The organism is Mesorhizobium huakuii, from assembly GCF_014189455.1.
Lineage (GTDB): Bacteria > Pseudomonadota > Alphaproteobacteria > Rhizobiales > Rhizobiaceae > Mesorhizobium > Mesorhizobium huakuii_A.
The window spans coordinates 1,463,544-1,489,824 of the sequence record NZ_CP050296.1; the positions used below are offsets into that span (position 1 = coordinate 1,463,544).

17 protein-coding genes and 2 pseudogenes are annotated in these 26,281 nt (G+C 62.2%); 4 read left to right on the forward strand and 15 right to left on the reverse strand.

The genetic code is table 11. The features are described 5' to 3' along the window. Positions 1-19 precede the first annotated feature (19 nt). The 8 genes from HB778_RS07310 to HB778_RS07335 all read right to left on the reverse strand — a co-directional run bounded on the left by HB778_RS07310 (position 20) and on the right by HB778_RS07335 (position 10,404). Positions 20-1,222, reverse strand: a complete 1,203-nt coding sequence (locus HB778_RS07310; protein WP_183462652.1) for an acyltransferase family protein — start codon at positions 1,220-1,222, stop codon at positions 20-22. 269 nt (positions 1,223-1,491) lie between these two features. Further along, positions 1,492-2,565 carry a lipopolysaccharide biosynthesis protein gene (locus HB778_RS41375; protein ID WP_244661855.1) on the reverse strand — a complete coding sequence of 358 codons (1,074 nt, stop codon included), beginning with the start codon at positions 2,563-2,565 and terminating at the stop codon, positions 1,492-1,494. A gap of 26 nt (positions 2,566-2,591) precedes the next feature. After that, entirely contained in the window at positions 2,592-2,801 is a 210-nt protein-coding gene (locus HB778_RS41380) for an oligosaccharide flippase family protein (RefSeq protein ID WP_244661856.1), read from the reverse strand. Further along, positions 2,798-3,655 (reverse strand): AAA family ATPase, encoded by an 858-nt coding sequence (locus tag HB778_RS41385; RefSeq protein ID WP_244661857.1) that lies wholly within the window; start codon positions 3,653-3,655, stop codon positions 2,798-2,800. Before HB778_RS41385 ends, HB778_RS41380 begins: the two co-directional genes overlap by 4 nt. A 67-nt stretch (positions 3,656-3,722) precedes the next feature. Then, positions 3,723-5,759, reverse strand: coding sequence for a GumC family protein (locus HB778_RS07320; RefSeq protein WP_244661858.1), 2,037 nt, complete (start codon positions 5,757-5,759; stop codon positions 3,723-3,725). Between the two features lie 166 nt (positions 5,760-5,925). After that, positions 5,926-7,923 (reverse strand): asparagine synthase (glutamine-hydrolyzing), encoded by a 1,998-nt coding sequence (asnB, locus tag HB778_RS07325; protein WP_183462656.1) that lies wholly within the window; start codon positions 7,921-7,923, stop codon positions 5,926-5,928. Between the two features lies 1 nt (position 7,924). After that, positions 7,925-9,184 (reverse strand): polymerase, encoded by a 1,260-nt coding sequence (locus HB778_RS07330; protein WP_183462658.1) that lies wholly within the window; start codon positions 9,182-9,184, stop codon positions 7,925-7,927. Further along, a complete protein-coding gene (locus HB778_RS07335) occupies positions 9,181-10,404 on the reverse strand; it encodes a glycosyltransferase (protein ID WP_183462659.1) in 1,224 nt (407 codons plus the stop codon). Before HB778_RS07335 ends, HB778_RS07330 begins: the two co-directional genes overlap by 4 nt. Positions 10,405-10,695: 291 nt before the next feature. Here HB778_RS07335 and HB778_RS07340 point away from each other — a divergent pair, with 291 nt between their 5' ends. The 4 genes and pseudogenes from HB778_RS07340 to HB778_RS43060 all read left to right on the forward strand — a co-directional run. Then, positions 10,696-13,467: an AMP-binding protein gene (locus tag HB778_RS07340; protein WP_183462661.1), complete on the forward strand. Its 2,772-nt coding sequence runs from the start codon at positions 10,696-10,698 to the stop codon at positions 13,465-13,467. 224 nt (positions 13,468-13,691) lie between these two features. Continuing rightward, positions 13,692-15,191 carry a calcium-binding protein gene (locus tag HB778_RS07345; RefSeq protein WP_183462663.1) on the forward strand — a complete coding sequence of 500 codons (1,500 nt, stop codon included), beginning with the start codon at positions 13,692-13,694 and terminating at the stop codon, positions 15,189-15,191. Positions 15,192-15,286: 95 nt separating this feature from the next. Continuing rightward, positions 15,287-15,499: a DUF768 domain-containing protein gene (locus HB778_RS07350; protein WP_183462665.1), complete on the forward strand. Its 213-nt coding sequence runs from the start codon at positions 15,287-15,289 to the stop codon at positions 15,497-15,499. 71 nt (positions 15,500-15,570) lie between these two features. Continuing rightward, positions 15,571-15,701, forward strand: a pseudogene (locus HB778_RS43060) (HlyD family type I secretion periplasmic adaptor subunit); the annotation flags it as partial. Between the two features lie 219 nt (positions 15,702-15,920). On the opposite strand, the gene HB778_RS07355 reads toward HB778_RS43060, so the two are convergent. The 7 genes and pseudogenes from HB778_RS07355 to HB778_RS07385 form a co-directional block, all read right to left on the reverse strand. Beyond that, entirely contained in the window at positions 15,921-16,469 is a 549-nt protein-coding gene (locus HB778_RS07355) for an invasion associated locus B family protein (protein WP_183462667.1), read from the reverse strand. Next, positions 16,454-16,916, reverse strand: a pseudogene (locus HB778_RS07360) (DUF4189 domain-containing protein). The gene HB778_RS07355 and the pseudogene HB778_RS07360 overlap by 16 nt, the downstream one beginning before the upstream one ends. 32 nt (positions 16,917-16,948) lie before the next feature. Continuing rightward, a complete protein-coding gene (locus tag HB778_RS07365) occupies positions 16,949-17,617 on the reverse strand; it encodes a hypothetical protein (protein WP_183462669.1) in 669 nt (222 codons plus the stop codon). Positions 17,618-17,630: 13 nt separating this feature from the next. Continuing rightward, positions 17,631-18,188: an invasion associated locus B family protein gene (locus HB778_RS07370; RefSeq protein WP_183462671.1), complete on the reverse strand. Its 558-nt coding sequence runs from the start codon at positions 18,186-18,188 to the stop codon at positions 17,631-17,633. A 7-nt stretch (positions 18,189-18,195) separates the two neighbouring features. Then, positions 18,196-24,345: a YadA-like family protein gene (locus HB778_RS07375; protein WP_183462673.1), complete on the reverse strand. Its 6,150-nt coding sequence runs from the start codon at positions 24,343-24,345 to the stop codon at positions 18,196-18,198. 197 nt (positions 24,346-24,542) lie between these two features. After that, complete coding sequence (locus HB778_RS07380; protein WP_244661859.1) at positions 24,543-25,016, reverse strand: helix-turn-helix transcriptional regulator; 474 nt, start codon at positions 25,014-25,016, stop codon at positions 24,543-24,545. A 294-nt stretch (positions 25,017-25,310) separates the two neighbouring features. Further along, positions 25,311-26,060: a helix-turn-helix domain-containing protein gene (locus tag HB778_RS07385; protein WP_244661860.1), complete on the reverse strand. Its 750-nt coding sequence runs from the start codon at positions 26,058-26,060 to the stop codon at positions 25,311-25,313. Positions 26,061-26,281: the final 221 nt, after the last annotated feature.

The following is a 26,281-nucleotide window of genomic DNA, read 5'->3' on the forward strand; positions in this document are numbered from 1 at the left end:
TCATTTGACCAACGCTCGATCAGTCCGTCTTGGGATACGCCGGCACCGGAAATGGGCGAAGCTGCTGTCGGGCGCTGGGCCCGGCTCCCAGAAGGCGTCGGGCACGGCGAGTCAGCGGCTTCTCGAACAAGCGATAGGTGATGAGTGCCACACCAAAAGTGATCACCAGCGCCGACGCGATAAAGGCCCACGGGCCGAGCACCAGAATCAAGCCTGTTCGCCAGAAGAAGATGCGCGTGGCGCGGATCACGAATGGATGCAGGAGGTAGAGAGCATAGGACGCGTCGCCGACGCCGGCGCCCCATCGCGCGGCCAGGCTTTCATGCCTCAGCTCGCCCGGCGCCAATGCAGCACTCCAAACGATGAGAGATGCCGGGATGCCGTAAACAATGGGGCGGGAAAGGCCGATCGAGATATCGGGAAAAGCCGCCGCCAGCATCAGGGCGGCCAGTCCCGCTGCAGCGACGCAGGCCCTGATCAAACCGGAGGGCCGCAGACCCGAGGTGCACATGATCCCGATTGTCACGCCGAAAGCGAACTCAAGGATGATCGGATCGGTCCAGAACGCGAATGGCTCTCGCAAAGGCGCCGCGAGACGGCCTGCGAACACCATCCCCACCAGGGTCGTGAGCAGGACGGTAACGGCCCAACGCATGGGCAGCACGATCGCCGCCGTAAACAACACGTAGAAAAGCATCTCATAGTTGAGCGTCCAACCCAGCTCGTAGACAGGCTGAACGACGCCGTCGGGGCGAGTGGCCGGGATGAAGAAGTAGGATTCGATTACAAACCGGAAATTGATGTAGTCCTGGTTGAGAAATGAGGGAGCGAGCAACGCCACGGCAAGGTAGAGCGTGGTGACCGCCCAATATAGCGGGACAATCCGGGCGAGCCGCCGAGAAAGGAAGAGACGCGCGCCACCCGTCTTGGCGAACAACTGTCGCGACGTGTGCACCATGATCAGGCCGGAAATTACGAAGAAGACATCGACTCCAGCGCTCCATGGTATCGGATCCCACGCCTGAAAGGTGCGGCCGGCTTCTAGTTCCAAGCTCGCCGCATCGTGCTGCGCGTGGCGCAGCGCGACCGAGGTGGCCGCGAGGGCGCGCAGGACCTGGACCTGAGTGAGTGTTTCGCGCTGGCTGGGCTCGACTGGCGTCGATCTTTCGGACCGATGGCGCATCGAAGGCGTCGAGGCCGCCGCCATTGGTTCTTGTTCCATGGATGCTCCGCAGCTTGCACAACACCGTGACGCGCCTCGGGAACTCATGCATCCTTCAAATGACGGACACAGACCGTAGAATGTAACGGCCGTGCCGGCGGGCGTAGTTGTGTCGAGGGAGGGTGAACGTCGACGCCTCTCCGAGTCTTATGCCTTCAGCCATGCTGGAGGCATCCAAGCCCACCGGCCACATTAACGACCAATATGCGCCCGGGCCTTCGTTAAACTGCCGGCTCAATGATGGGGCCATCACCGTCGGTGGACAGCTCTCATTTGCCAGCCCTCAAGAACCAGTTCCATTGTTGGCCGCCGATCGCGCTCGGCCTGATCGAGAGCAAAACAAAAACCAAGCCCGGCACGATTTTCAGTCGCTTGCCGATATAGATGGCCATGGCAACGCTCCAGATGCTCAGGGCAAGCGCGACACCGACCGCAGCGCCAATCGGGCCGTAAATTGCGACGCCCAGCGCACAGGCTATGATGTTGGCTATCGCACCGGCGATCATGGTCGTTGCGGCGGCCCATTCGTTCCCGGTCATGGTCAGGAGATTCTGCTGAGGCCCACACAGCGCGACAAACACATATCCCAAGATGAGAACCCGCGCGATTGGCGCTCCTGCGGCGTAACCCTCACCGAAGAAGCTCAAAAACGGCTCAGCGATCACCATCATTGGGATGGCTACAACGATGGCGCCACTGGCAGAAAGCAAGGTAGCCCGCGCGAATAGCTGCTGTAGTCCTTTGCGATCGCCTCTTGCATACAGATCGGCAGCTGTTGGCGAAAACATGGTAGCGACGGCGATGCGGGAGAGCCCCACAAGCATCGCGATGTTCAACGCCAAGGCGAAAACACCCGCTTCACGGATATGGTTTGTCCAGCCCAAAACCAGCACGCCGGCCCGGCTGACGAAAACATCGAGCCCGGTGATGAGCATGAGCGGGGGGACGGCAAACCACCATTCTCTCGATGCATAGGTGGGTTTAGCCTGCCGCAGGCCAGGCGGTTCAAGTTTCCTGGCGGTGATGAACACCAGCCCAACCGTGATGACGGAACTTGTTACCACCGCCAGCATCACCTCCGGCGCATCCACGGTTCGCAATCCGCACTTGGCCAGGATCGCCACCAACACCAGCAGGAGCCCGTCTCGCACGATGCGTTCCGGCAACAGCGCAGAGACGACGCCGCCGAAAGCACGCACAAGCGTGGCTCCGAGAGCATAAGTCGTAATCAAGGGCACAGCCACCATGCCGAGCATAATGCTTATCTCAAGCCCTCTTTGCGTATGATCTGAAAAGAACAGGACAGAGGCAATGCCGATCATCCCGAACAGCGCTGCCGCCACCAGCGATCTTTGCAGGGCAAATCTTATCACCCCCGTGCCAGATCAAGCCTGCCATTGGCTCTATAGGCCGGGACAAAACGCAACAAGGATACATTGAAACCAAGCGTTGCCAGATAGGCCAGCACGGAGGTCCATGCCAGAACGTAGGAATAGATGCCGTAGTTGCGTGGCCCGATGAGGCGTGCAATTGCCAACTGCGCAAGACTGGTTAGCCCAGCGCCGCCGATGTAGATCAACAGGGCGAAAATGCTCGCCCAAGCGAGCCGGGAGCCCATTTCCTTATTCCGCGGCGCCGTTGCTGAAGCAGGAACGAGCGCGGGAGGATTCGGGAACTTCCTTTGATTCTCAGCGGCGGACTTATCTGTCCGTAACAATGCGGAAATGATTTTTTCTCGACTCGACAAATACTTTTGAAGGTCGATTGGCCGTCAGCATTGTCGACGGAAATGACTTCTCGGCCAGAAATCGCGAGGAGATCATTTATCGATTCAAAAACACCAAGAGAGCGCATATTCACGTTCAAGTCGGCCTCGAAGATTCGTTCCGCCGGCGGCTCGCGCTCCATCCGCTGCCGCAAGCGGCTCTCCACGACCGCATATGGCACCACCAGCCTGACGGTCAGGTCGGCCGGCGGCGCGAGGCTGAGCGCCTTTTTTAACGCTCCATGATCAGCGCCCCCGTTGAACATCGCCAGCGATCCAATTGCTTGAACATACCCTTGATCGAAAATTATTATTTCGGGTGATCGCTCAGCACCATTCCAGCAACGCGATAGGTGCAAGATGTATTGCCATATTCGAGCGCGCCATATTCTGTTTCTTGGCGGTATAAGCCGCACCATCGACAATGAAATTGAAATATCATTCATTCGACCTCTAGAGGAAATCAATATTAATGCTGTCGAAAATATTGCAGATACAATTCTTGATACGAACAGAAAGATCCCGAGATCGAATCTTCCGGTCCGTGCGCTGGGCTTATAGTTGAGAGCGACCTTGGCGCGATAACCTTTCCCCCGCAGCTGCTGCACGAGCTCATGCGCAAACGTTGTTTTACCGGATCCTGGCGGTCCGAAGAATTCGATGATCATTCTGGGTCAGGCTCATTTGCGGGAACGGGTTCGATTCCTTTTGGGGAAGCGCAGACGACGGTCCTCATCAAACCCTCTCCAACAGGAGGTCGGCGCTATCCCCGAGCCCGTAGCCGGCATGCCTGTTTAAATTCACTTGGGTGAGCACGCTGCCTACTGGAACAGTGACGGGTCCGCCGGCCCGCAGCGACTCCAGAACACCACGGGCAATGCCGCGCCGCGTCCTGGCCCAGCGAACGGCAAAAAGCACCGCATCGGCCCAGCGCTTTAGAAGCCTGGTTTCGGGGCCTCCGAGCCCCAAGGGCCCGTTTATGATGACGACGTCGTAGACCGACAGCAATTCATCGGTAAACTGGGATTTATCGACGGTGGACAGAAGCGTCAGCAGGTCATCCGAAGGTGCTGGAGCGGCCATGAGATCGATGCCGATTTCCGGCATTCTCGTGATTGCATCCTTCAGAACGCAGCGTTCACTCACATAGTCCCCAAAGGAATTGTGAGCCTTGATGGTGCTGAATTCGCCACGAAACTCATTCGTGAGCCGCACGTCCTTGCGGTCGAGGTCGAGGAAAAGCACCCTTCCTCCCAGTCGCGTTGCCGCCAGCGCCAGGCTCCATGCCAACTCCGTCTTGCCATCGTCCTGGATGCTGGACGTTACGAGGATGATATGCGGCGGCTGCCCCCTGCCCTGAGTTGGCGCCGCTGTGACGAGAAGGGATGTCGCGGCGCGACTAAACGGCGAGTTCTGCTGACCCAGAACCAGATGCCGCAGCTGTCTGGCATGAACTCCCGAAACCTTGGGAAGCAGTCCGATGCACGGGATCCCAAGCTCGGCTTCGGCTTCGGCTTCGCTGCGCAAGGTCTGATTGAAGCTGTTGCGGACCAACATGAGGATCGCCCCCATCAGGCCGAACACGATCATGCCGGGCGGGACCAGGAAAACGGGCGACATGGTCTTCGAATTTGACGGCGGCCATGCCGTCGACAGGATCGCTACACCTGGCGAGGGAGCGGCGATGCGCCGTATCAAGTCCTGCTGCCGGCCAAGGAGCTCGTTGTAGTGTTGTGTCACGATGGCCACCTGCGGCTCAAGGGCCCGCAACCCGGAAAGCTGGCTCGCCGTGTCGGCCACGGCCGCGTCGAGCATCCCCTTGCGCTCCTCGAGAGCCGCCACCTGGGCGCGGTAGACGTTTGCCTCGGCAGCGATGCGCGCGATGCCCTGCTCCATTTCACGGCTGATCGCGTTGCCCAGATCGTCGTCCGCCGCGGCACCCTGCTGGCGTGCCACCAGGTCCGTCAACACAGGCGATCCGATCGCTTCGGCGATGGCCGACACAGGGGCGCCTGCCTTTCGCAGGTCCTCAATATGGTGAAGGCGTGCTTCCGAGGCGGAAAGATTGGCCTTTGACAAGAAAATCTGTCGGCCGAGCTCCGCTGTCTCACCGGCTGCATTGTTGGCCGCGCTTTGATCAACGGCACCGTGTGTCAGCCGGTATGTCTCCAGCCGATCGGTCGCTTCGACCAGATCCTTTTGCACTTGCGGCAGGCCGGCGACCAGCGATTCCAGCTCGAACTGATCCGACGCACGGCGTTTCTGTACGAGATCTTCGATATAGACTTGGGCGAATGTGTTCGCGACCAGCGCGGCACGCGCCGGACTGGCATCGGTGAAGCCGATGGTAATGACGCGCGAGCGCAGCTCTTGTCCGACCCTCATTCCGTTCCGCAGCGTCTTCAGCGCGGCAGCGTCCGCTTCCGGACTTCCTGCCGCCGGCTTGCCCTGCGTCCAGACCCGGCTCAGCAGATCGCTCAAGAACGAGCCTGCGGCGGGCGGGACGGCACTGATGCCGCTTTTTGCGGCAAGGTCGGCTGCCTGCGGTTGGCGAAGCGCCGCCAGAACTCGACGCAGGTGGCCTTGCGACGAGAGCATCGTCAGATGGTCATCGATGCTCGATTCCAGCGAGTCTTGGGCGGATGCCGTGCCGCCCGAAGTACCGCCGCTCGGGGCGTCGATGATGATCTGCGTCGTCGCCTCGAACAGCACCGGGCGAGTAAAGCCCGCGAGGCCGGCCAGAATGCCGCCCAGAAGGGCGACGGCAAGCAAGAGCCATTTTCTCGTTGCCAAGGTGACGACGAGTTGGTGGAAGGGAGACGGCGGTTGCATGGGCTCGCGTGGCGGTCGCCTCATCCGCGGATTGGCGTCGAGCGTAGCGACAGCCATGTGCGTAGCGCGCGGAAGCCTGGCGCGGCTGGCTATAGAACCTTCCATTTCAATCCCCTGTCAGTTCAATATCGTAAGAAGGGCGGGTTGCCGGCGCTGATGGCCGCATGGCTTCGTTGCGCCACGCCTGGAACATCAGCAGCGGCCACAGGTCACGGAAATGATCCTGGTTTCCACGCAGATGATCGCGCCAACATGCGTCGACCTTCGCACAGTCGATGACCCCGTCTCCGGACAGGCGTATCGTGGCGATGATATCCGTTGCCCAGTTGCGCAGGGGTCCCTTCAGCCAGGCCCCGACCGGAACGTCGAAACCTTGCTTGGGCCGATCGACCAGTGGGCGCGGTACATAGCGATCGAGGAGCTGGCGAAGTATCCATTTGCCCTTGCCATTTCGGACCTTGGCACTGGTCGGCAGGCGCCAGGCGAATTCAACGACGCGATGGTCCAGGATCGGGCATCGTCCCTCGAGGCTGTTGGCCATGGTGGCGCGATCGAGCTTCACCAGGATGTCGCCCGGCAGATAGCCTGTCATGTCGTCGAACAGGAGACGCGAAAGCAAGTCGTTGAGCTCTGCCGCGCTGGCATTCGATGCCGGTGGCTTGTGATGAAGAAGGCTGTTGGTCGAAGATTCCGTCAGCCGCTGAAGCAGTTGGTCCTCATTTGCCGCCGCGAACAGGTGGGCGAGCCGGTTCAACCGGTCACCGCGCAATCCGTGCCGCATATTCGCCGAAAGCGGCAGGCTGCCGAAAATGTCTTTCTGGGAGGCCTGGGCCAGCAATCCAGCCCCCGCCGCCAACATCCGGCGAAATGACGATGGCAACTCATGCTGCCTTCTGAGGCGGGTTGCCAGGAAGTGCCGAGAATAGCCGGCGAAGCACTCGTCGCCGCCATCGCCCGATAGAGCCACCGTTACGTGTTGCCGGGCGAGGCGCGACACCAGCAGCGTCGGTATCTGCGACTCATCGGCGAACGGCTCGTCCCAGATCCGCGGCAGTTCGGGAATGACTTCAAGCGCCGCGGCCGGTGAAAGGTGAAGTTCGGTATGATCGGTGCCCAGATGCCGCGCAACCGCGGCCGCATGAGGAGCCTCATCGAACCCGCTCTCACCGAACGCTATGGTGAAGGTGCGAACGGGCTTTTGGGACTGTGCCTGCATCAGGGCGACGACCGTCGAGCTGTCGATCCCGCCCGACAGGAAGGCGCCAAGCGGTACATCGGCGATCATGCGTTCGTTGACGGCAAGGCGAAGCAGCCTGTCGAGCTCGGTCGTGAGGTCCTCGTCGCTGCCGAAGATCGGATCTCGCTGCGCCTTGCTGGCGACATCGGCCAGCGACCACCAGCGGCGAACGCGATGCGCAAGCGAGCCTGCGCCGCGGGCACTGGCGAAATCCGCCGCTGTCACCGACAGGACTGAACCGGGCGGCAGCTTGAACACGCCCTGCCAGATGCAAAGGTCATCCGGCACCCACCCTTTCGAAATCATCGTTGCCGCCGCATCGACGTCGAGTTCCGGGTTGAAGCCCGGGAAGCACGTGATCGCCTTCAACTCCGAAGCGAAGACGAGCGCTTCACGTGTCGAGGCGACATAGAGCGGCTTCTTGCCCATTCGGTCGCGGGCGAGATGGAGGATCCGGCTCTTCAGATCCCACAGGCCGAAAGCGAACATGCCGGCGAAGCGCTGGAGTGCCGCGTCGAGGCCCCAACTCTCGATCGCGCACAGCATGACTTCCGTGTCGCTGGTGCCGCGGAAATGGTGGCCCGCCCCTTCGAGTTCGCGACGCAGATCGCGAAAATTGTATATCTCGCCATTGAAGGTAATCACATACCGGCCGCTTGCGGAGTGCATCGGCTGGCGACCCGCCTCCGACAGGTCGACGATGGCCAGACGCCGGTGGCCGAAGGCGATTCCGGCTTCACGGCTCATCCAGAGGGCCTCGGCATCGGGTCCGCGATGACGAAGGGCCATCGCCATCGGCCCGATCGCCCTGAGCGCATTCGTATCGGCCGCATCTGGCGCCAAGAGAATTCCGGCGATCCCGCACATTCTAATATCTCCTCTGGCGAACGGTCGCGGGGATCGCCTGCGGCGTTCCAGCGACGAGGCACAGGGTCAGACAGAACCACACGATCGGATGGCGGATGATCAGGTGCGGAGCACTGAAGACAGCGATCGAGGCTACGAGTGCCACGAGGACGTCCAGTCTCGCACGCCACGCTGACAAGGCGGACGAGCCAAGGATCCACACCAGGGCCAGGACTGAAATCAGGCCGCCCTGAGTGTAGAGATCGAGGATTGTACTATGGGCTTCGAAAGGCCGCGGCAGAAACTGCTGATTGACAACGGGGGGAGTATCAAGGTGCGGGCCTGGACCGAGACCCAGGGATCCGGATCCAGCTCCCTTGTTCAATGCCTCCTCCCAGAGGTAGAGGCGAAGTGCCGCGGTTTCCGCGGTCGCTTCCCCGCCCTTGTCCTTGGTGAGGCTCTTGGCGAAGTCTTCGGCACTGGCGGCCTCGCTGAGAGCGTAAGGCGCCATTGATATGGCCAACGGAAGGAATCCAACGGCGAACAGCAGGGCAAGTTGCCGTGGAAGGCTGACCTTGCCGCCGTCGCTTGTCAGCCAGGCCCGGACCCGCAGTCCGAGAAGGATCAGGCAAGCCAGGACAGTCGTATAGAGATAGGTATCGCTCTTTGTCAGCCTTCCGACATAGAAGGTGAGGATCAGGCTGCACAACCCGAGACATCTTCCCCAATGATTGCTTGTGGTCGTGGCAAGATGCAGGGCCAAGGGACCAAGCAGCGCGCAGTAGAGCGCAAGCTGGTTCGGATTGTCGGACCAACCGCAGAAACGGTCCCAGTACCAGGGATCGACGCCAGACTGATGGATCCAGCCGAAACCAAGCCCTAGCTGAACGACAAAGCCTGCGCTCGCGACAGCGATCATCCACCAGGCGATACGGCGTAAACGGAGGGCCGCGTTGGGTTCCGCTGCAGCCAGACAGGTAACGCAGGCCAACAGCACGTACGCCATCGTGTCATGCAACAACGGATCGAGGAACAGTGTGGTCGTTAGAAAGCCGATGATAGACCCCACGCCCAGGGTAAGCGTCAGGATCAGCCAGAAACGGGCAAGCTTGGCCAAAGCCGGCGTAGCCTCAAGTCGGCCGCCTGCTAGGATCCGCGTGATCGACAGCAATATCCAGAGCGAGAGGAACAGTTCGCTGTAGCCGAACGGCAACCCCGGGATGCTGAGTTGCACCGCGTAGGACATCGCGACGCCGAAGGCCAGGAGCGCATCACGGATCATTGCCGCGCCTCACCCAGCCGGGGGTTCCGCGCACCCTCTTCCCTCGAGATCGCGGGCACTGATCGAGCAAGGCTGCCGCGGTATTTGCCGTCGAGTACGGTCTTGTACAGGTCGCAATACTGGTCGACGACCCACGACAGCGAAAAGCGCTCTCGCACCAGGCCGACGGAACGGCTGCCCATGATCTTGCCACGGGCGCGGTCGGACAGAACATCGATTATCCTGGATGCGAGGCCATCGGCATCGCGCGGCGCGACGAGGTAGCCATTCCAGCCATCTTCGACCACGTCATTGCAGCCGGGCATTCTCGAAGCGACGATTGGCAATCCGGACAATCCCGCCTCCAGCAGGACGCGCGGAATCCCCTCGCGATACTGCGTTGGAAACGCGAACAGATCCGCCATGCCAAGCAGGGCCGGAACGTCCCCTCTTGGCCCCAGTGCTATGACATGAGGAGCATATTGCTCGATATCGGACCTGCTGACCGCAAACGGACCTTCGGAGTCTTGCGGACCGACGAGCACGAAACGCGCGTTGGGCCTCTCGGACAGGACGCGGGGGACCGCCTTGATGAGGGTGGGGATCCCCTTCTGGCGAGTCAGCCGACCGACAAAGATTATGATCTCGGCCGACTGCAGCCCAAGTTCTTCGCGCATCGTGGTGGCCGAAGGGCCACGATACCTTGCTGTCGAAAACGCATTCGGGTCGATGCCGGAACTGCGGATCAGCCGCCCTTTGCCGCGCCCCACCAGCCGATAGCGCTCGAAGAAGGCCTGATCGTCGCGATTCTGGAAGACGGTCATGGCTGTCCAAAGTGACGCCAGCCCCTGAAGGCCGCAAAAGACCGGACGCAGCGCCAGCGCCCGCGGTTCCCGTGACGAGAATGTCCAGCCAAGCCCATTGATGGTGCGAATGACAGGAACCTGCCCGCGCACGGCCAAAGGGGTCAGGAGGTTGGGCTTGGTGTCGAAACTTTGAACGATGTCCGGACGCAGTTCGGACATCAATTTGCGGACTGCGCTGATAGCGCTCCATTCTCCACCGCCACTGGCAAAGCGGTCGAAAGCAAGCCGGCGATGCGGAATGCCATGGGGTGAAAAGGCGCCTCCGGCATCGCTCGAGACGGCAGTGACCCGAAAGCCCCTTTCACGCAACGCCAGAAGGAACGGGATTCTAAGCCGGTGATCCTCGCCTCCAACGCAAACCAGATGCGGACTCATCCCGTCCCTCCTGGATGCCGGCAGTATCCCAATCGCGCAAAACCGCTGGCCCTATCTGTTTCCATGGCCCGGTTTCATCGCCCCTGCACACACAACACCCAAGTCCACGCTAGGAGCAGGCCTTCGCGCTGTCCTCGTCTGTTTGAATGAAGCAGGTGTTGGACGATACGGCGATGCACCGGTCGCTGCCATTGGATCGATGACTTCGGCTGGAAATCATTCGTTCTAACGATGTCAGGACCAGCATGGTCGCTTACGACATTGCAAAGCCGGTCAGCAAAACAGGGGGTCGTGTTGGAAACGTCGGGACGCCCGCGTTCAGAAGGCTGGTTTCCACGCGCCTTGCCGTCCATTGGCGGACTGACAACAGACCGGGTTATTGCGATAGCTCGCAACAACGGCCTTCCGGACGACTTCACATGGAAACCGGCATCCACCCGTCCTCTTGACATGGACGGACCGACCAGCCGCCTCTTCCCACGGATGGGCGACGACTTCTCCGAAAAATCGGCGTTCTTTCACCTGGAGCGGATCGTCGAAAAATACCCGGACAAGATCGCGATCAGTGACGGCTCTACGTCCCTCAGCTTTTCGGAACTGCTTAGCGCAGTCCAAAACCTGGCGGTTGCGATTGCTGGCTCGGCCCCACCGGGCAAGGCGGTCGGGCTTCTAATCGGAAATACCCTCTGGTATCCGGTGGCTATGCTCGCCGCCATGCGGGCTGGCAGGCCCGCCGTGCCGTTGAACCCCCGGGATCCGTTTCAGCGCCTCGCTGCAATTGCCACCAGCGCACGGCTGGCCGCGATCGTCAGGCCAGGGCCGGGCAAGCCGGCCGGCTGGCCGGATGCCTCCTCACTTGAATGGATCGATGCGGCAAGTTGCATGGCCGCGACGCAGGATGGCAGCTTGCCGGCGTTGCCGTCCGAAGTGTCGGTCGATGCCCCGGCAATCGTTCTCTACACGTCAGGCAGCACCGGGGCGCCGAAGGGCGTCGTGAACAGCCAGCGGGCGATCCTCCAACGCGTTCAGCAATATGTGGATGCCTGCCACTTCGGTCTCGACGACGTGTTCATGCCGCTGACCGGGCCGGCGACGATCGCTGGGTGCCGCGAGATGATGACCCCGATGCTGTGCGGCGCCACACTGTACCTCTCCGACATCGAAAGCGCCGGCATTCGCGCCGTCCGTGAAAATTTCGAGAAATGGCGGGTAACGGTCGTCTATCTCGTGCCGGCGCTGCTGCGTGTGTTGATGAATGGTGCCGCGCCCAATGCATTCTCTTCCCTGCGGATCGTGCGGGTCGGCGGAGAAAAGATCCTGTGGTCCGACATCGATCGGCTCCGCGACAACGTTCCCGAGTCCTGCCTTGTCCAGATCAGCTATTCGTCCACGGAAACGATTGGCACGCAATGGTTCCTGCCGAGGGACTACCCGGAACGAGGCGCAACGGTCCCGGTTGGCTTCGTCCTACCCGGCATCGAATACACCGTCGTGGATGAGAACGCATGCGAGGTCGCCCCGGGTGATGAAGGAGAGTTGCTGATCAGAGGCAACTACACCACGCTCGGCTATTGGACGGATGGGGAAAACGTCCCTCTTCAGGCGAACTCCGGCAATCCCCGGCTTCGAACCTTCGCAACGGGCGATCTGGTCAAGGTCGACGATACCGGAATGATGTGGATCGTCGGGCGAAAGGGACGCCAGATCAAAATAAACGGAAGACGGGTCGAACCGGCCGAGCTGGAACTCGTCCTGCGCCGGGCGCCTCAGGTGAATGATGCCGTTGCGGTGGTGACGGATGCGAACGAACTGGTGGCTTTTGTCGTCCCCGCAAAACCAGGCGGAAGCGAGTTCATTGCTGAAGTGCGCGAGATGATCAGGACGGCTCTGCCGCCGGCGGTCCATCCAACGCGACTGCATAGCATTGCCGAGATACCGCAGCTCAAGGGCGGCAAGGTCGACAGTGTCAAGCTGCGGGAACTGGATCGCGCACTGAACGCGCAAGACGCCCAGAACACGCCCATCGCCCGGCAGGCGGCGGACCCGCTTGATATCGAAGGCACCGCTGCGGCCGTATGGGAGAGGATACTCCCGGGTAAAAGGGCAACTGGCAGCCGCTGGGACGATGCCGGTGGCGATTCATTGAAGCTGCTGCAATTCGTCATGGAGCTTGAGACGGCTCTGGGGCGGGAACTTAACCTGGACGCATTCACTGTCGGGATGAGCTTTACCGATGTCGTCAGGGCAGCCTCTCCGGGGCAAGACACGACCAGCGCGCTTGTCGAGGCCTCCGACCCGAGGCCCGTTTTGTTCATCGTGCCCGGATCGATCGGCTATGGCCCAAGCCTGGCGGCCTTCGGTGCCGAGATGGGCAATGTCGCCAAGGTTGTTGCCGTGCGCTACGGTGATCTGAACGATCTGCTGAGGGGACATGGCACGATACCGCAAATGGTGGATGCGGTTGTCGACCAGATCAACCAGGTCCAGCCTGATGGCAATGTGAAGCTGATCGGCTACTCGCTTGGCGGCGGCGTCGCGTTCGAGGTTGCCGCAAAACTTGTTGCCGCCGGTCGGGCGGTGACGTTCCTAGGAATTCTCGACACCAATATCGGGCCCGGGCAGCACAATTACCGTGAAACTCTTGCACGGACCATTCAGCGCATCCACGCGCATAGAGTGACGGTGGATCGCATGACTTTGCGGGCTCTGGCAAAATTGTTTGCCCAATTTGGTGCCGAGGCTGTGCTCGCGAGGAGCATCGACTGGCTGAAATGGCGGGCCCTCGCCAGAACGCGATTCATTTTGCGCCTCGAGCTCGAAGAAATCCTGCGGATGCGGGCATTTGGCCAATGGCTCGCGCAACCGAAGCCCGCATTGCCGATTACCGCCACCTTGTTTCGGTGCAGGCGCACAGGCGTTCCGACAGACCTTGGCTGGAGCCCTTTCGTTACCGGCTTGAACATAGTCCCGATCGTCGGCGGGCACCTGGACATGCTCGTTGAACCCCATCTCAGCCACAACCGTCCGTTGATAGAAAGGGCCCTTCTGATGAGTGGCGCATAGCAAATAGACGGTCGCCATTCGCGCTCCACAGTCCTGCGTGGAATGCCAGAAATCATTGGATAGTCTATAAGCCTCGGAGGCAAGCTGGCCGGCCGAGCCGGTAGCGTTTTCTTCACGATGATCAAAGATTCTATCAACAGGCGCCGGTATGTGATTTGTCTCTAATGTATCCTTTCCCGTAGGCAGGTGTGGGGCACCTACCGAATCGGACGAAGGATATTTGCATGACAACCCTCCACTACGCCTCGGGTGGGTCGGCCTCCGAGGTCGCAACCGCCGGATTCAATCTCGTCGACGTTTCATCCGTGGACGAACTCAACGCCTTGCCAGCCGGCACGAAAGGTCTGGTCTGGCTCAATGAAGCCAATGGCGCAACGTCGTCTTTCATCCAGAAAGTCACGCCCTTCATCGACAATCCGAAGGTGTTTGGCTTCTTCCTCGTCGATGAGCCGGACCCGACCGGCCAATGGGGAACCTATGCCACCGCCGCGGATCTGAAGGCGGAATCCGACTGGATCCACACCAACCTGCCCGGCGCCAAGACCTTCATCACCATGATGAACATGGGGTCTTCCGCAAATCCCGATTTTTCAAACACTTTTAATCCTGCCAACACGCATATCGACTATTACGGCGTGGATCCCTACCCGGTGCGTACCGGCACAAGCACGGTCGACTACAACATGATCGACAGGAGCGTGGCCGCGGCTGTCGCCTCGGGCATCCCGGTCAGCCAGATCGTTCCGGTTTACCAGACGTTTGGGGGCGGCAGTTTCACAACCGATACGGGCGGCCAATATGTCCTTCCCACCGTCGCCCAGGAACAGACCATGTTGGACCACTGGGCCAAGGTGGCGCCATCGCCCGCCTTCGACTATGCCTATGCTTGGGGTTCTCAACAGGGCGACACCGCGCTTGGCAACTCGTCGGCGCTGCAGGCCCTCTTCCTTCAGCACAACCAGAGCACGACCAGCACGCCTTCGACCGGCGATACGACTGGCAGCATTGTGCCGCCGACCAGCACCGTGCCCCCGGTCAGCACCGTGCCCCCGGTCAGCACTGCGCCTTCGACCAGCGATCACACTTTCTATGGCACGGGCGGCGCGGATGTGCTTCACGGCACCACCGGCGTCGACACGTTGATCGGTGGTGGCTACAACGACACCTATTATGTCAACAACGCCGCCGACAAGGTGGTGGAACTGCCGGGCGGCGGCAACGATACCGTGCTGGCGTCGGTGAGTTATGTATTGTCGGCCGGGTCGGAGATCGAACATCTCGCCACCACGAACAAGTCCGACACCTCCCCCATCAATCTCAAAGGAAACGAGTTCTCCCAAACCGTAGATGGCAATGCCGGCAACAACTACATCAACGGCGGTGGCGGGAAAGACGTTCTCACGGGAAATGGGGGCGCGGATGTCTTTGTCTTCAAATCCGCCCTCAATACCAGCAATGTCGACAAGATCACCGACTTCAATGTGGCCCAGGACAAGATCCTGCTCGACCACACTGTGTTTGCCGGCCTTCAAGGCAGCACCCTTTCCACCTCGGAATTCCACGTCGGCAGGGGTGCGCATGACAGCAGCGACCACATCATCTACAACAGTTCGACCGGCGCTCTCTCTTACGACGCCGATGGCGCAGGCGGCGCACACCAGATCCAGTTTGCCACTCTTGCTCCGCACCTGGCGTTGACGGCGTCTTCGTTCCTCGTAATGTGAGCCTTGGGGAACGTCAGGCCCTGATCACAAGGGTCTGACGTTTTCTTGAACATACCCCGGCGGAACGAAATCGCTCCAGCGCGCATTAGTCCGTCATGAGCGCTCGGGGCATCGAATTTCTGCAGAAATGGGTGGAGGATAATGTTCCACCCTTTTCGAACCACGATCCGGCCCTTGCGGCGAAACTCGCCGACCAGGTGACGGCGGACGCCATCAAGGCGGGAATTCGCCCCGAGGAAATCTCGGAAGAAGTCGGAAGCATGCTGTCCACCATGCTTGAATTGCTCGATCATCGCGACACTGAATGATTGCGCATCCGGCCGCGTCGACAACGGGAGAGCCTGAAGTCTGCTTGGATTTATTTCTACCTGTTGTGGCCCTGACGGGCCGCAAGCTCTTGCCCAGCATGCCAAGCGAGGCGATGATCCGGACAGGTGCCCGCACCGTACTGTCCCCTACCTCGCTGAGCCGATCTTGCAGAACTTCCGCCGGGCGATGCGGGAAAAATAGCCGGCCGGCGGAGTGCGGTTACTCGCCCAATATGACCCCGGATGCCACTATCTGTGCCGTGCGCTCGGTCAGTTTTCCGCGTTTCACAAGCGTAGGTTTGACGTAGGTCTTCTTCATCATCACGATCCGCTGGCAATGGCACCGGGACTAAACGACTTCGGCACGCCAACGTTCCATGGGACCAGCGGCGGCTGGCTTCGAAGGCAGCCGCCCTTCCCTTCACCGTGCGCTCAACGCCACCATGCGGTCGAGCGCCGCTGTCAGGCCGTGCAGCGACACCGGGAATGTCAGCGGCGTCTCCGCGTCTGTCGTGACATTGAGCTTCAGCACCTCGCCTCCCCTCAGCTTTCCAAGCACCGAACGGTCAATGGAGAACACCGCGATGCAACCCGTTGGCAGGCAGGTCCTGAAGCGCTGCGGAGACAAGGGCGGCTGATCGTCGATCTGGAGCGTCACGCCGGAATCAAGCAAGATGCCGAAGGGCAGAAGCAAGGTAGCCATCGTCGACCCGTCCGGGCGTCTCTGTATCTCCACGGCGAGGAGCCTTTGGCCGTTCTTCTGGACCTGGTCCTGCGAAAGCGAGCAAACCCTCGCATTCTCCTGGACAGAGCAAGCCACGCTCCAGTCCTGGTAGACTTCGCGCAGCGATGACGGGCCATCTGGAACAGCCGCCACCTGTTGCTGTGCCGATGCGGGCGACATCCATGAAAATGCGATTGCCCCCCATGCGCAGGCGGCCTTGAGGCCACGCTTCATGTGCAGACCCATTCACGGATCTTGCATTTGCTACCCGACGCCTGGCAGGCCTGCAAAGCGAGGTCTTCGGCTTCCCGGCGAGTCTCGGCCGAGTTCACACCCCAGGGCGTGAAACGGTTCTCGACCTTGTCGGCCACGGCGAGCGCGCCGCAGTGCTTGTAGGGGGAAGCCGGTCTCGTCGTCATCGTTCCAATGGCGATGGTTGCGGAAGACGGTGACGACGTTGCAGGCCTTTCCGCCGGCGTTCTCGCAATATTTCTGCGCGATGTCCTTCGCCTCCTGCCGCTTGTCCGCGCCCCAGAAGAAGCCGTATTTGCTATCGGCCTGCGAATAGGCGATGGCCGCCCAGATGCCTTTTTCCTGCTGCTGCGGCTCCGACGGTGCCACCAGGTCGGCCGAGACGACTTGTCCGCTCCACAACAAGGTCAAGCCCAAAACTGCCAAAGCCCGCAATCCCATGGTCGGCACCCCTTTCCTTGATCCCACTCGCCTTACTTCGCCGCCGAAGCGACGGAGATCACCACGCAGCTTTTGCCGGTCGGCAGGAGAAGGGCTTCACCGGCGTTGCCGCCGAGCTCGTACACTTCGACCTGCCCAAGATGGTCGGTGATCTTGCTACCCTGCGGAAGGATGGACGGGATGTCGGCACATGGGCTGGCGAATGGCGCCACCCGCACCATCGTCCCCTCGCAACCCGAAGCGGTGGGCGATGCGAAAACGACGCCGGCTGCCGGCCCGCTATAGCGTTCCGTCGCGTAGTCCATGCCGACGAAGGCCTGGACGGCATGCTTGTCGGCGGCCTGGTCGTTCCACAAGGATTTGACGCTGTATTTCGTGCCGGTCGTCAAAATCTGTCCGAGCACCGGATAGATGGTCGAACAGGCCTGCACCCCGGCCTGCTTGACATGCTCGAGGAAAGGCGTGTCCGGAAGCGCCGGGTTGGCTGCCTCAGGCTGCGCGGCCGTCGCGCTGCCGACCAGATTGGCGATCGCGGCATAGTTGCCGGCGGCGAAGCCGAGGCCCGCCACCACGAGCCCCAACAATGAAAATCCGACAACGCGCGGCCATCGCCGCCGCCTGGGTTCGACGAGCCTCTGCCGATCCGCCTCGACGGTCGGGCCGCTACGTTTTGCGGACATGAACTGGTCCTGCTGGCTCATGGTACTGCCCCGGTTATTTGAGTGGCGAAAGGGCTGCTGACAGCCCTTTGAGTGTTGCGGTCACGGTGACTGTCTGGCCGTCGACGGTCGAATAGGAGATTGCCGGCGTCGCATTCTGTGAGATCTTCTGGCGCATGAGGGGGCCGACCGACAGCATGCCGACGCAGACCATCTCGTTGCAGCCGTTCAGGTGGACGTCGATCGCCTGGTTTCGTCCATCGAACTTCAGCGACACCAGGCCGTCGCTCCTGGCATTCGGCGCGGTGCGCAGGATCATGTAGGGCTTGCCGTCCTGTGTGGCGGCCAGCGACCAGCTGAAGGCCATCTTGCCGGACGCATCCTCGATCACTTGCGAGACATTGCAGACCTTCTTGCGGGCCTTGAGGTTCTCGTCGCAGATCAGCGTCCAATTCTCGAACGGACGGATGGTGCGCTGGTAGTCGCCGAGCTTCACGTCAGGCGGCAGCACCACATCCGAAGGCTTGATCCTGTAGGGCGACGCAACCTGCCCGGCGGCCGGTGCGAGGCCGCCGCAGAGCGCCAGGCAAGTCAGTACGGCAAGTCCTTTCATTCCTGCCTCAGTTCAAGGTGAAGCTGATGCCGGCGCCGACACCGACATGTCCACCAGCGGCCGTGCCCGAGACATTGCCGCGGATGCGGCCGTCTTCGCTGGTGTAGCCGGCGCCAAAGGCCAACGCGCCCGCGTCCCGCCAGAAGCCGCCACCCGCCGCAACGCTCAGCTTTCCGGGCCGGTCGTCATAGCGTAGCGAGGCTGCGGCGAGCCCGATCGCCGCCGCCTGGCGGGCTTCGTCGCGGATGCCGCCGATGTCCGAATTGAGCTGGCTGAGCTTCTGGTCGGTATAGTTGTTGGCCTGCTGCAACGTCGTGGCGGCCACCTTGTCGGTGTAGCTGTTGGACGTGCTGATAGTGTTGGTCAGGCCCTGGTTCAGCTGGTTGACGTTGACCGCATCGGTACCAGCAACACCGGGGCCGACATTGGAGATGACCACCGGCGCGTTGACGTCGCCACCCTGCAGCGTGATGCTGTTCTTCTTGCTGCCGTCCGGATTGGTGTCATAGACGACGGCATTCTGGGTGAGCGATCCGAGACCGGATTTCAAATCCTCGACAGCCGTGTTGGTGGCATAGAGTTGCGAGCCATTTATCGCATCGGTGCTGTTGGCGTTGATCTGTCCGGCGGCGACATTGGTGATCGTCCGCTCGGCGCCGGCACTGCCGACGCTGACGGTGCCGATCGGAGCGGTGCCGGCGAAGGTATAGGTCTTGCCGTTGATGACGGTGCTGGACGTGCCGACGGCCGTCTGCGTCACCGAGCCTGAACCCAGCGCCACATCATTGGCGTTGTTGGCCTTGGCGCCCTGGCCAAGCGCCACCGCACCTTGCCCCGTGGCTGTCGAACCATTGCCGGCGGCAAGGCTGTTGGTGCCGCTCGCCACGCTCGCCGGTCCGATCGCGACGCTGTCGGTGCCGCTGGCGGTGGAGTCGGCCAGCGTCGAATTGGCGTGGAAATACTTGATGCCGCCGCCATTGGTTATGTTGGTGAGTGCATTGTTGACGGCCGTGAAGCCGTCAGAGACGGTCGAATAATTGTTGCCCTGGATGGTGTAGGTCGGTCCGGTGATCGACCCGTCGGGATTGACCGTGGTGCCGCCGCCGAACAGGTTGGCGACGTTTTGCGACACGCCCTTGAGCTGCGAGACGTTGACGGCGTCGGTATTGGCCGAGCCCGCCGCGACATTGGTGAGCTTGCGTTCGGCCCCGGCAGAGCCGATCGACACCTCGCCGGCCGACGTTTGTGGGCTTGCCAGCGCATAGGCCGTGTAGTTCGCCTGCGCGCCGACCGTGGTGATGGATTGCGCACCAAGCGCCACGCTGTTGGCGAAGGTGCTGTTGGCGCCCGCGCCGAGCGCCACCGACTGGACGCCGGCCGCGGTCGAATTGGTGCCGAGCGCCAGCCCGTCGGCCAGCATCACATGCGCATTCTGGCCGATGGCCGTGCCGCCAGGCGCGATCTGGTCGACAATGGCGCCATTGCCGATGCCGATGCCATTGTCGCCGTTGACGACCGTTGTCGGGCCGACCGCGACCGATTCCGCCCCGACCGCCAGCGAGTCGCCGGCCGTCGAATTGGCATGGAAATATTTGGTCGACGTCGACGAGACCGAGGCGATGGCGCCTGCGAGCTGGCGCACCGTCACCGCATCCTGATCCTGCGTGCCGTCGGCGACATTGGTGATCTGCCGGTAGGATGTGCTGGTGCCGACCGACACGGCGCCGAGTAGTGTCTTGTCGGTGGTGTTGTACTGGATGAAGTTGGATGGACCGGCAGCGACCTGGCCGGTGGCCGGCGCCAAGGCGCGATCGGAAACCGAGTCGGAACCAAGGGCGACGCTGCCATCGATGCTGGCCTGTGTGCCACGACCGAGTGCGAGCCCGCTGACCCCGGTCGCGGTCGCCTGGTAGCCGACGGCGGTAGAGCCGAGCCCTTGCGCGAAGGAATCGGTTTGCGCCAGTCCCGTCTCGTTGGTGCGGGCGTAGCGGATACCGATGCCATTGGCGTCGGTATAGGCGGTCGACGTGTCGCCGGCGATGTTGCTGATGGTGTTGCCGAGATTGGTGACGCCACTGCCGATGTTGGCAATATCGGTCGTGTTCTGCGTGACCTGCTGGTTGGTGGCGAAGAGCTGCGAGCCGTTGACCGCGTCGGTCGAGCTTCCGCTCAACTGTCCGGCCGCGACGTTCTGGATCTGACGCTCAGCGCCCAGCGAGCCGACCGAGAAAGCGCCGGCCGGCGTGGTGCCGGCGAAGGTGTAGTTCACGCCGCCGATTGTCGCGCCGCCCACCGCCGTGGTGGTGCCGGATGCGGAATTCAGGCCGATCGCCACGTCGCCGGCATTGTTGGCCACGGCGTTGGGTCCGACCGCGACGGAATTCGTTCCAAGGGCCTGGGAATCCGGCAGCGCCGAATTGGCGTGGAAATACTTGATGCCGCCGCCAACATTGATGTTGTTGAGCGTGGTGCCGATGGCATCGACCGCCTGGTTGGTGGCGAAGAGCTGCGAGCCGTTGATCGCATCCGTCGAGGACCCGCTGATCCGCCCCGCGGCGACGTTGGTGATGGTGCGTTCCGCACCGACCGCGCCGACGCTGACCGTCGAGGTCGGATTGGTGCCCTGGAAGGCATAGGTTGTGCCGTTGATCACCGCATTGGGCGTGCCGACCGCCACGGCGGTCACCGAGCCCGAGCCAAGCGCCACGTCGCCGGCATTGCCGGCATTGGCGAGGGCGCCCAGCGCGATTGCATTCTGGGCGCCGGCATTCGCTCCTAGGCCAAGAGCGGTCGCTTGGAAGCCGGTTGCGAGTGCGTTCTGGCCGATCGCGGTGCTGGACGTGGCTGTAGCATTGGCGTTGGCGCCCACGGCGGTGCTGTATTGGCCCGAGGCCTTGGATATAAAGCCCATCGCCGTTGCGTCGAGGGCCGATGCGACGGCGCCAGTGCCGATGGCCGAGGCGTTGACGCCGGAGGCAGTCGCATTGTTACCGGCCGCGATGGCGCTCGTCCCCGACGCGGTCGAGGTGGGTCCGATCGCGACCGAGTCCGTACCCGTCGCAGACGAGTCCGCCAGCGTCGAATTGGCATGGAAATACTTGATGCCGCCGCCGGTGTTGATGGTGTTGAGCGTGGTGCCGATGGCGTTGACCGCCTGGTTGGTGGCGAAGAGCTGCGAACCGTTGATCGCATCCGTCGAGGACCCGCTGATCCGCCCCGCGGCGACGTTGGTGATGGTGCGTTCCGCACCGACCGCGCCGACGCTGACCGTCGAGGTCGGCGTGGTGCCCTGGAAGGCATAGGTTGTGCCGTTGATCACCGCATTGGGCGTGCCGACCGCCACGGCGGTCACCGAGCCCGAGCCCAGCGCCACGTCGCCGGCGTTGCCGGCATTGGCGAGGGCGCCCAGCGCGATTGCATTCTGGGCGCCGGCATTCGCTCCTAGGCCAAGAGCGGTCGCTTGAAAGGCGCTTGCGAGTGCGTTCTGGCCGATCGCGGTGCTGGACGTGGCTGTAGCATTGGCGTTGGCGCCCACGGCGGTGCTGTATTGGCCCGAGGCCTTGGATATAAAGCCCATCGCCGTTGCGTCGAGGGCCGATGCGACGGCGCCAGTGCCGATGGCCGAGGCGTTGACATCGGAGGCAGTCGCATTGTTGCCGGCCGCGATGGCGCTCGTCCCCGACGCGATCGAGGTGGGTCCGATCGCGACCGAGTCCGTACCCGTCGCAGACGAGTCCGCCAGCGTCGAATTGGCATGGAAATACTTGATGCCGCCGCCGGTGTTGATGGTGTTGAGCGTCGTGCCGATGGCGTTGACCGCCTGGTTGGTGGCGAAGAGCTGCGAGCCGTTGACCGCGTCGGTCGACGTCAGGCTGATCCGCCCCGCCGCCAGATTGGTAAGCGTGCGTTCCGCGCCGGGCGCGCCGATGCTGACTGTCGAGGTCGGCGTGGTGCCCTGGAAGGCATAGGTTGTGCCGTTGATCACCGCATTGGGCGTGCCGACCGCCACGGCGGTCACCGAGCCCGAGCCAAGTGCCACGTCGCCGGCGTTGCCGGCAGTGGAGTTGGCGCCCAGAGCGAGCGCATTCGCGGCGCTGGCAGTCGCTTGTTTGCCGAGAGCGGTCGCTTGAAGGGCGGATGCGAGTGAGTTCTGGCCGATCGCCGTGCTGGACGTGGCTGTAGCATTGGCGTTGGCGCCGACGGCGGTGCTGAATTGGCCCGAGGCCTTGGATATAAAACCCATCGCCGTTGCGTCGAGGGCCGATGCGACAGAGCTAGTGCCGATGGCCGAGGCGTTGGCGTCGGAGGCGCTCGCATTGTTGCCGGCGGCGATGGCGCTCGTCCCCGTCGCGGTCGCGACGGGTCCGATCGCGACGGAGTCCGTACCCGTCGCCGACGAGTCCGCCAGCGTCGAGTTGGCATGGAAATACTTAATGCCGCCGCCGACATTGATGTTGTTGAGCGTGGTGCCGATGGCGTTGACCGCCTGGTTGGTGGCGAAGAGCTGCGAGCCGTTGATCGCATCCGTCGAGGAGCCACTGATCCGCCCCGCCGCCAGGTTGGTGAGCGTGCGTTCCGCGCCGGGCGCGCCGATGCTGACCGTCGAGGTCGGATTGGTGCCCTGGAAAGCATAGGTCGTGCCGTTGATCACCGCATTGGGAGTGCCTACCGCTGCGACGGTCGCCGAGCCCGAACCCAGCGCCACGTCGCCGGAGCTTGCCGCCGCGGTGGCGCCATTGCCGAACGCGACATTGCCGGCGAGACCCGAAGCACCCGCGGTGGAGCCGTTGCCCAGCGCCACGGAGCCTTGGCCGATGGCCTTGTTGTTGTTGCCGATGGCGACCGCGCCGTTGGCCTGGTTGGCGGCGGTCGCGGTTGCCGTGCCGTCGCTGTTGGCGATGTTGTTGGCGCCGCCGGTGAAAGCACCGGTGCCGCTGGCATAGCTCGGATCACCGATGGAGACGGCACCGTTGCCATAGGCCGTGTTGCCGGAACCTATGGAGACGGCTTTGCCGCCGGTCGCCACCGCATTGGTGCCCATGGCGACCGCTTCGGCGGAATCGGCCTTGGCATTGTTGCCGACGGCGATGGCGCTCGTGGCGCTGGCGGTGGAGTTGGCGCCTAGCGCGGTCGCATTCAGGAAGCTGGCATTGGCGTTGAAGCCGAGAGCGGTCGCTTGAACGCCCGACGCAGCCGTGTTCTGGCCGATCGAGGTGCTGGACGTCGCTGAGGCATTGGCGTTGGCGCCGACGGCGGTGCTGTATTGGCCCGAGGCCTTGGATATGTACCCCATCGCCGTTGAGTCAAGCGCCGACGCGACGGCCTCACGTCCTACGGCAGCGGAATCGGCGCCGCTGGCGACGGCTCCCCAGCCTGCGGCCGTGGCATAATTGCCGCTGGCCGTGGAGCTGGTGCCAAGGGCGGTGGAGTTCCCTCCCGAAGCAACGGAGAAAGTGCCCAAGGCGTTGGCGCCGGCTCCTGTGGCACTGGCTTGGACGCCGAGCGCTACTGAATTGACGCCGCTTGAGATCGTGCCTTGTCCCAGCGCCATCGCGCCGCCGGCGCCTGTGGCCTTCGCTTGCAGGCCGAGAGCCACCGAGTATTGTGCCGACGCAACGGATGCACGTCCTATCCCGATGGCGTCGGCTTGCGATGCCGTGACATCCGTGCCGATGCCGATGGCGCTCGCGGCAGTGGCACCCGTTCCCGCAACAGTCCGCGAGCCAAGATAGATACTGTTGATCTGCGAGGCGATCGACTGGAAGCCGATGGCGACGGCATTCTGGGCGCCCGCGCTGGCATTGGTGCCCTCGGCTATTGAATCGGCTCCGTTTTGCACGGCTCCGGATCCAAACGCGATACCGCGCACTCCGTTTGCCGTGCCGCCGCCGCCGAAAACCTGTGCTGATGCCGGCGTGGCGATGCCGCCCAATGCGATCGCACCCAGCGCGGCGGCCAGAACCCTGCCGGTGCCGAGCATGCCGAGCCCCTGTCCCTTGCGGCGCATACCGAGCACGCGGTGAGCCATGCGCAGGATCGCCATCAGGCGACGGCGAACCGAGCGGGAGTCAAGATCGCCCCCGGCGATCCAGTGTCCGGCGAAATGCGCCGCGCGACGCTGAACAAACAAGCCGCCCGAAATGCGATTGTCGGTCATGGTGCCCTCTCCGCTGGCCGGCATGGAATCGTCAGACAATTCCAGTCAGCAGCAGGAAGACATGATTCCTGGTGGTAGTATTCCACGAAATTGCTGCCGTGTGAGAAAAACCCGGAGCAAACCAACGGAGGTTAACGGCTCGTTACCTTAGCCAACGCTTTAACGCCAAGTAATCAGATAAGGCCGGAACCGGCGCCTCATCTAACCTTCGAGTTAAGCTTTCCCGCCCGCGCCTGCAATGGAGTTACCTGCCGGTATTTCTTCATCACCGTGGTAAAATGGCTCTGGCTTGAAAAGCCGGCCAGGTGGGCGATATCGGCGATCGTCATGTGGCTGTCGGCAAGCAGGCTTTCGGCTAGGTCCAGCCGCAGATCGAGGACATACTGGTGCGGTGGCATCCCGAACGTCCTGGAGAAAGCCCGCATGAAATGATAGGGTGAAAGCCCGCAAACCTCCGCCATCTCGGCAAGTGCCAGCTTGCGTGTAAAATTCTCACTCAGGAATTCCTGTACGCGACGTGTATTGCGGAGGGAAAGCCCGCCTTTCACGTTGAGCGCCGGCTGGCGCGCGGACACGTTGAGCGCCGGCTGGCGCGCGGACACGTTGAGCGCCGGCTGGCGCGCGGAATTGGTTCCGGAAACCCAGCCCGGGGAACCATCATCACGCCGCATTTCTCGGCCTCCTGATATTTCCCAGATGGAATTCAACCCCAGGCTGCCCTCCCCGTTCCCCCGAAAAACAATTCGTGATTGATCGAACTGCACCCGCATTGCCAGTCCACTTCATTTGATCAACCCGGCCAGATGGCGAACAATGGGCGGGCTCCGTGGCATTCCGAATGACTCCCGCAAAGCCTTGAGGCACGTTGCGGCGGACGTATTTTGGAAAACTCCGCAAGCTTTGTAGAAAATTCCGGTATTGGATCACCGGTCGGTAGGTGTTGCCAGTTTGCCATAGTCGCGCTTTCAATTCCTGGGGGAAGCATAGCCGGCCTTGGTCGGCGTCCTTCCCCTGTACTTCTTCATCGTCGCCGCCAAATGGCTCTGATCCGAAAACCCCGCGAGGTAAGCGACTTCGGCGACTGCGAGCTCGCCGCCGGCCAGCAGCTTTTCCGCGAGGTCGAGACGCAGGTTGATCAGGTAGCGATGCGGCGGCATGCCGAACGTCCTGGCGAACCTTGCTATGAAATGATTGGGCGAAACCCCCGCGACCGAGGCAAGCTCGGCGACCATGACTTTTCGCGCGAAATTCTCGTCGAGATATTCGCGCACGCGCCGAGCGCCCACGGCGGAGAGCCCGCCTTTGGGAGACACGGCCTGCCTGCTGCGGCTCGTGTATGTGCGCAGCAGATGCACGCCGAATACGGTGAGCAGCGAATCCAGATAGAGCTCATTCGGTGGCAACGCTCCGGTCAGCTCGGCGGTGATCATCTGGGCTATATTGAGAGCCCTCAGGTCGACCGTGCCGAACGCAGGCGGCTCGAGCTCCACGTCGGCGCGATCGGACTCGTGCGCGGCCAGTTCCGACAGCGCTTCCGGCGATATGGAGACGACGGCGTTTTCCCTGGTCTCCGACCAGGCGAAGGTGCTGTCGACGCCCGCGGGATTGATGATCAGGCATCCCACCGGCGCGTCGTATTCGGTGATCCGGTCGCTGCCGAGCGAGGCTCTGAATTTGCGTCCTGGCCTCAGCACAATGCCCGCGGAATGTTCCATGGCCAGGAATTTCTGCGATCCGGGACTGCGGATGGAATGGATGACGCTGCCGCGCGCAGTGGCTCTTCTGGGACCAGCACTTTCCGGAATGATGTCCAGGACGTATCGGGCTGTCCGATCGACGCCTCGGGAAACGCCGCTCTCCCGAGCCCCGTCCGCATTTTTCATTGCATTGCCTCAGCCGTCTTCCTGCCGCTCAGATCCCCCTTTGCCCGACCCGA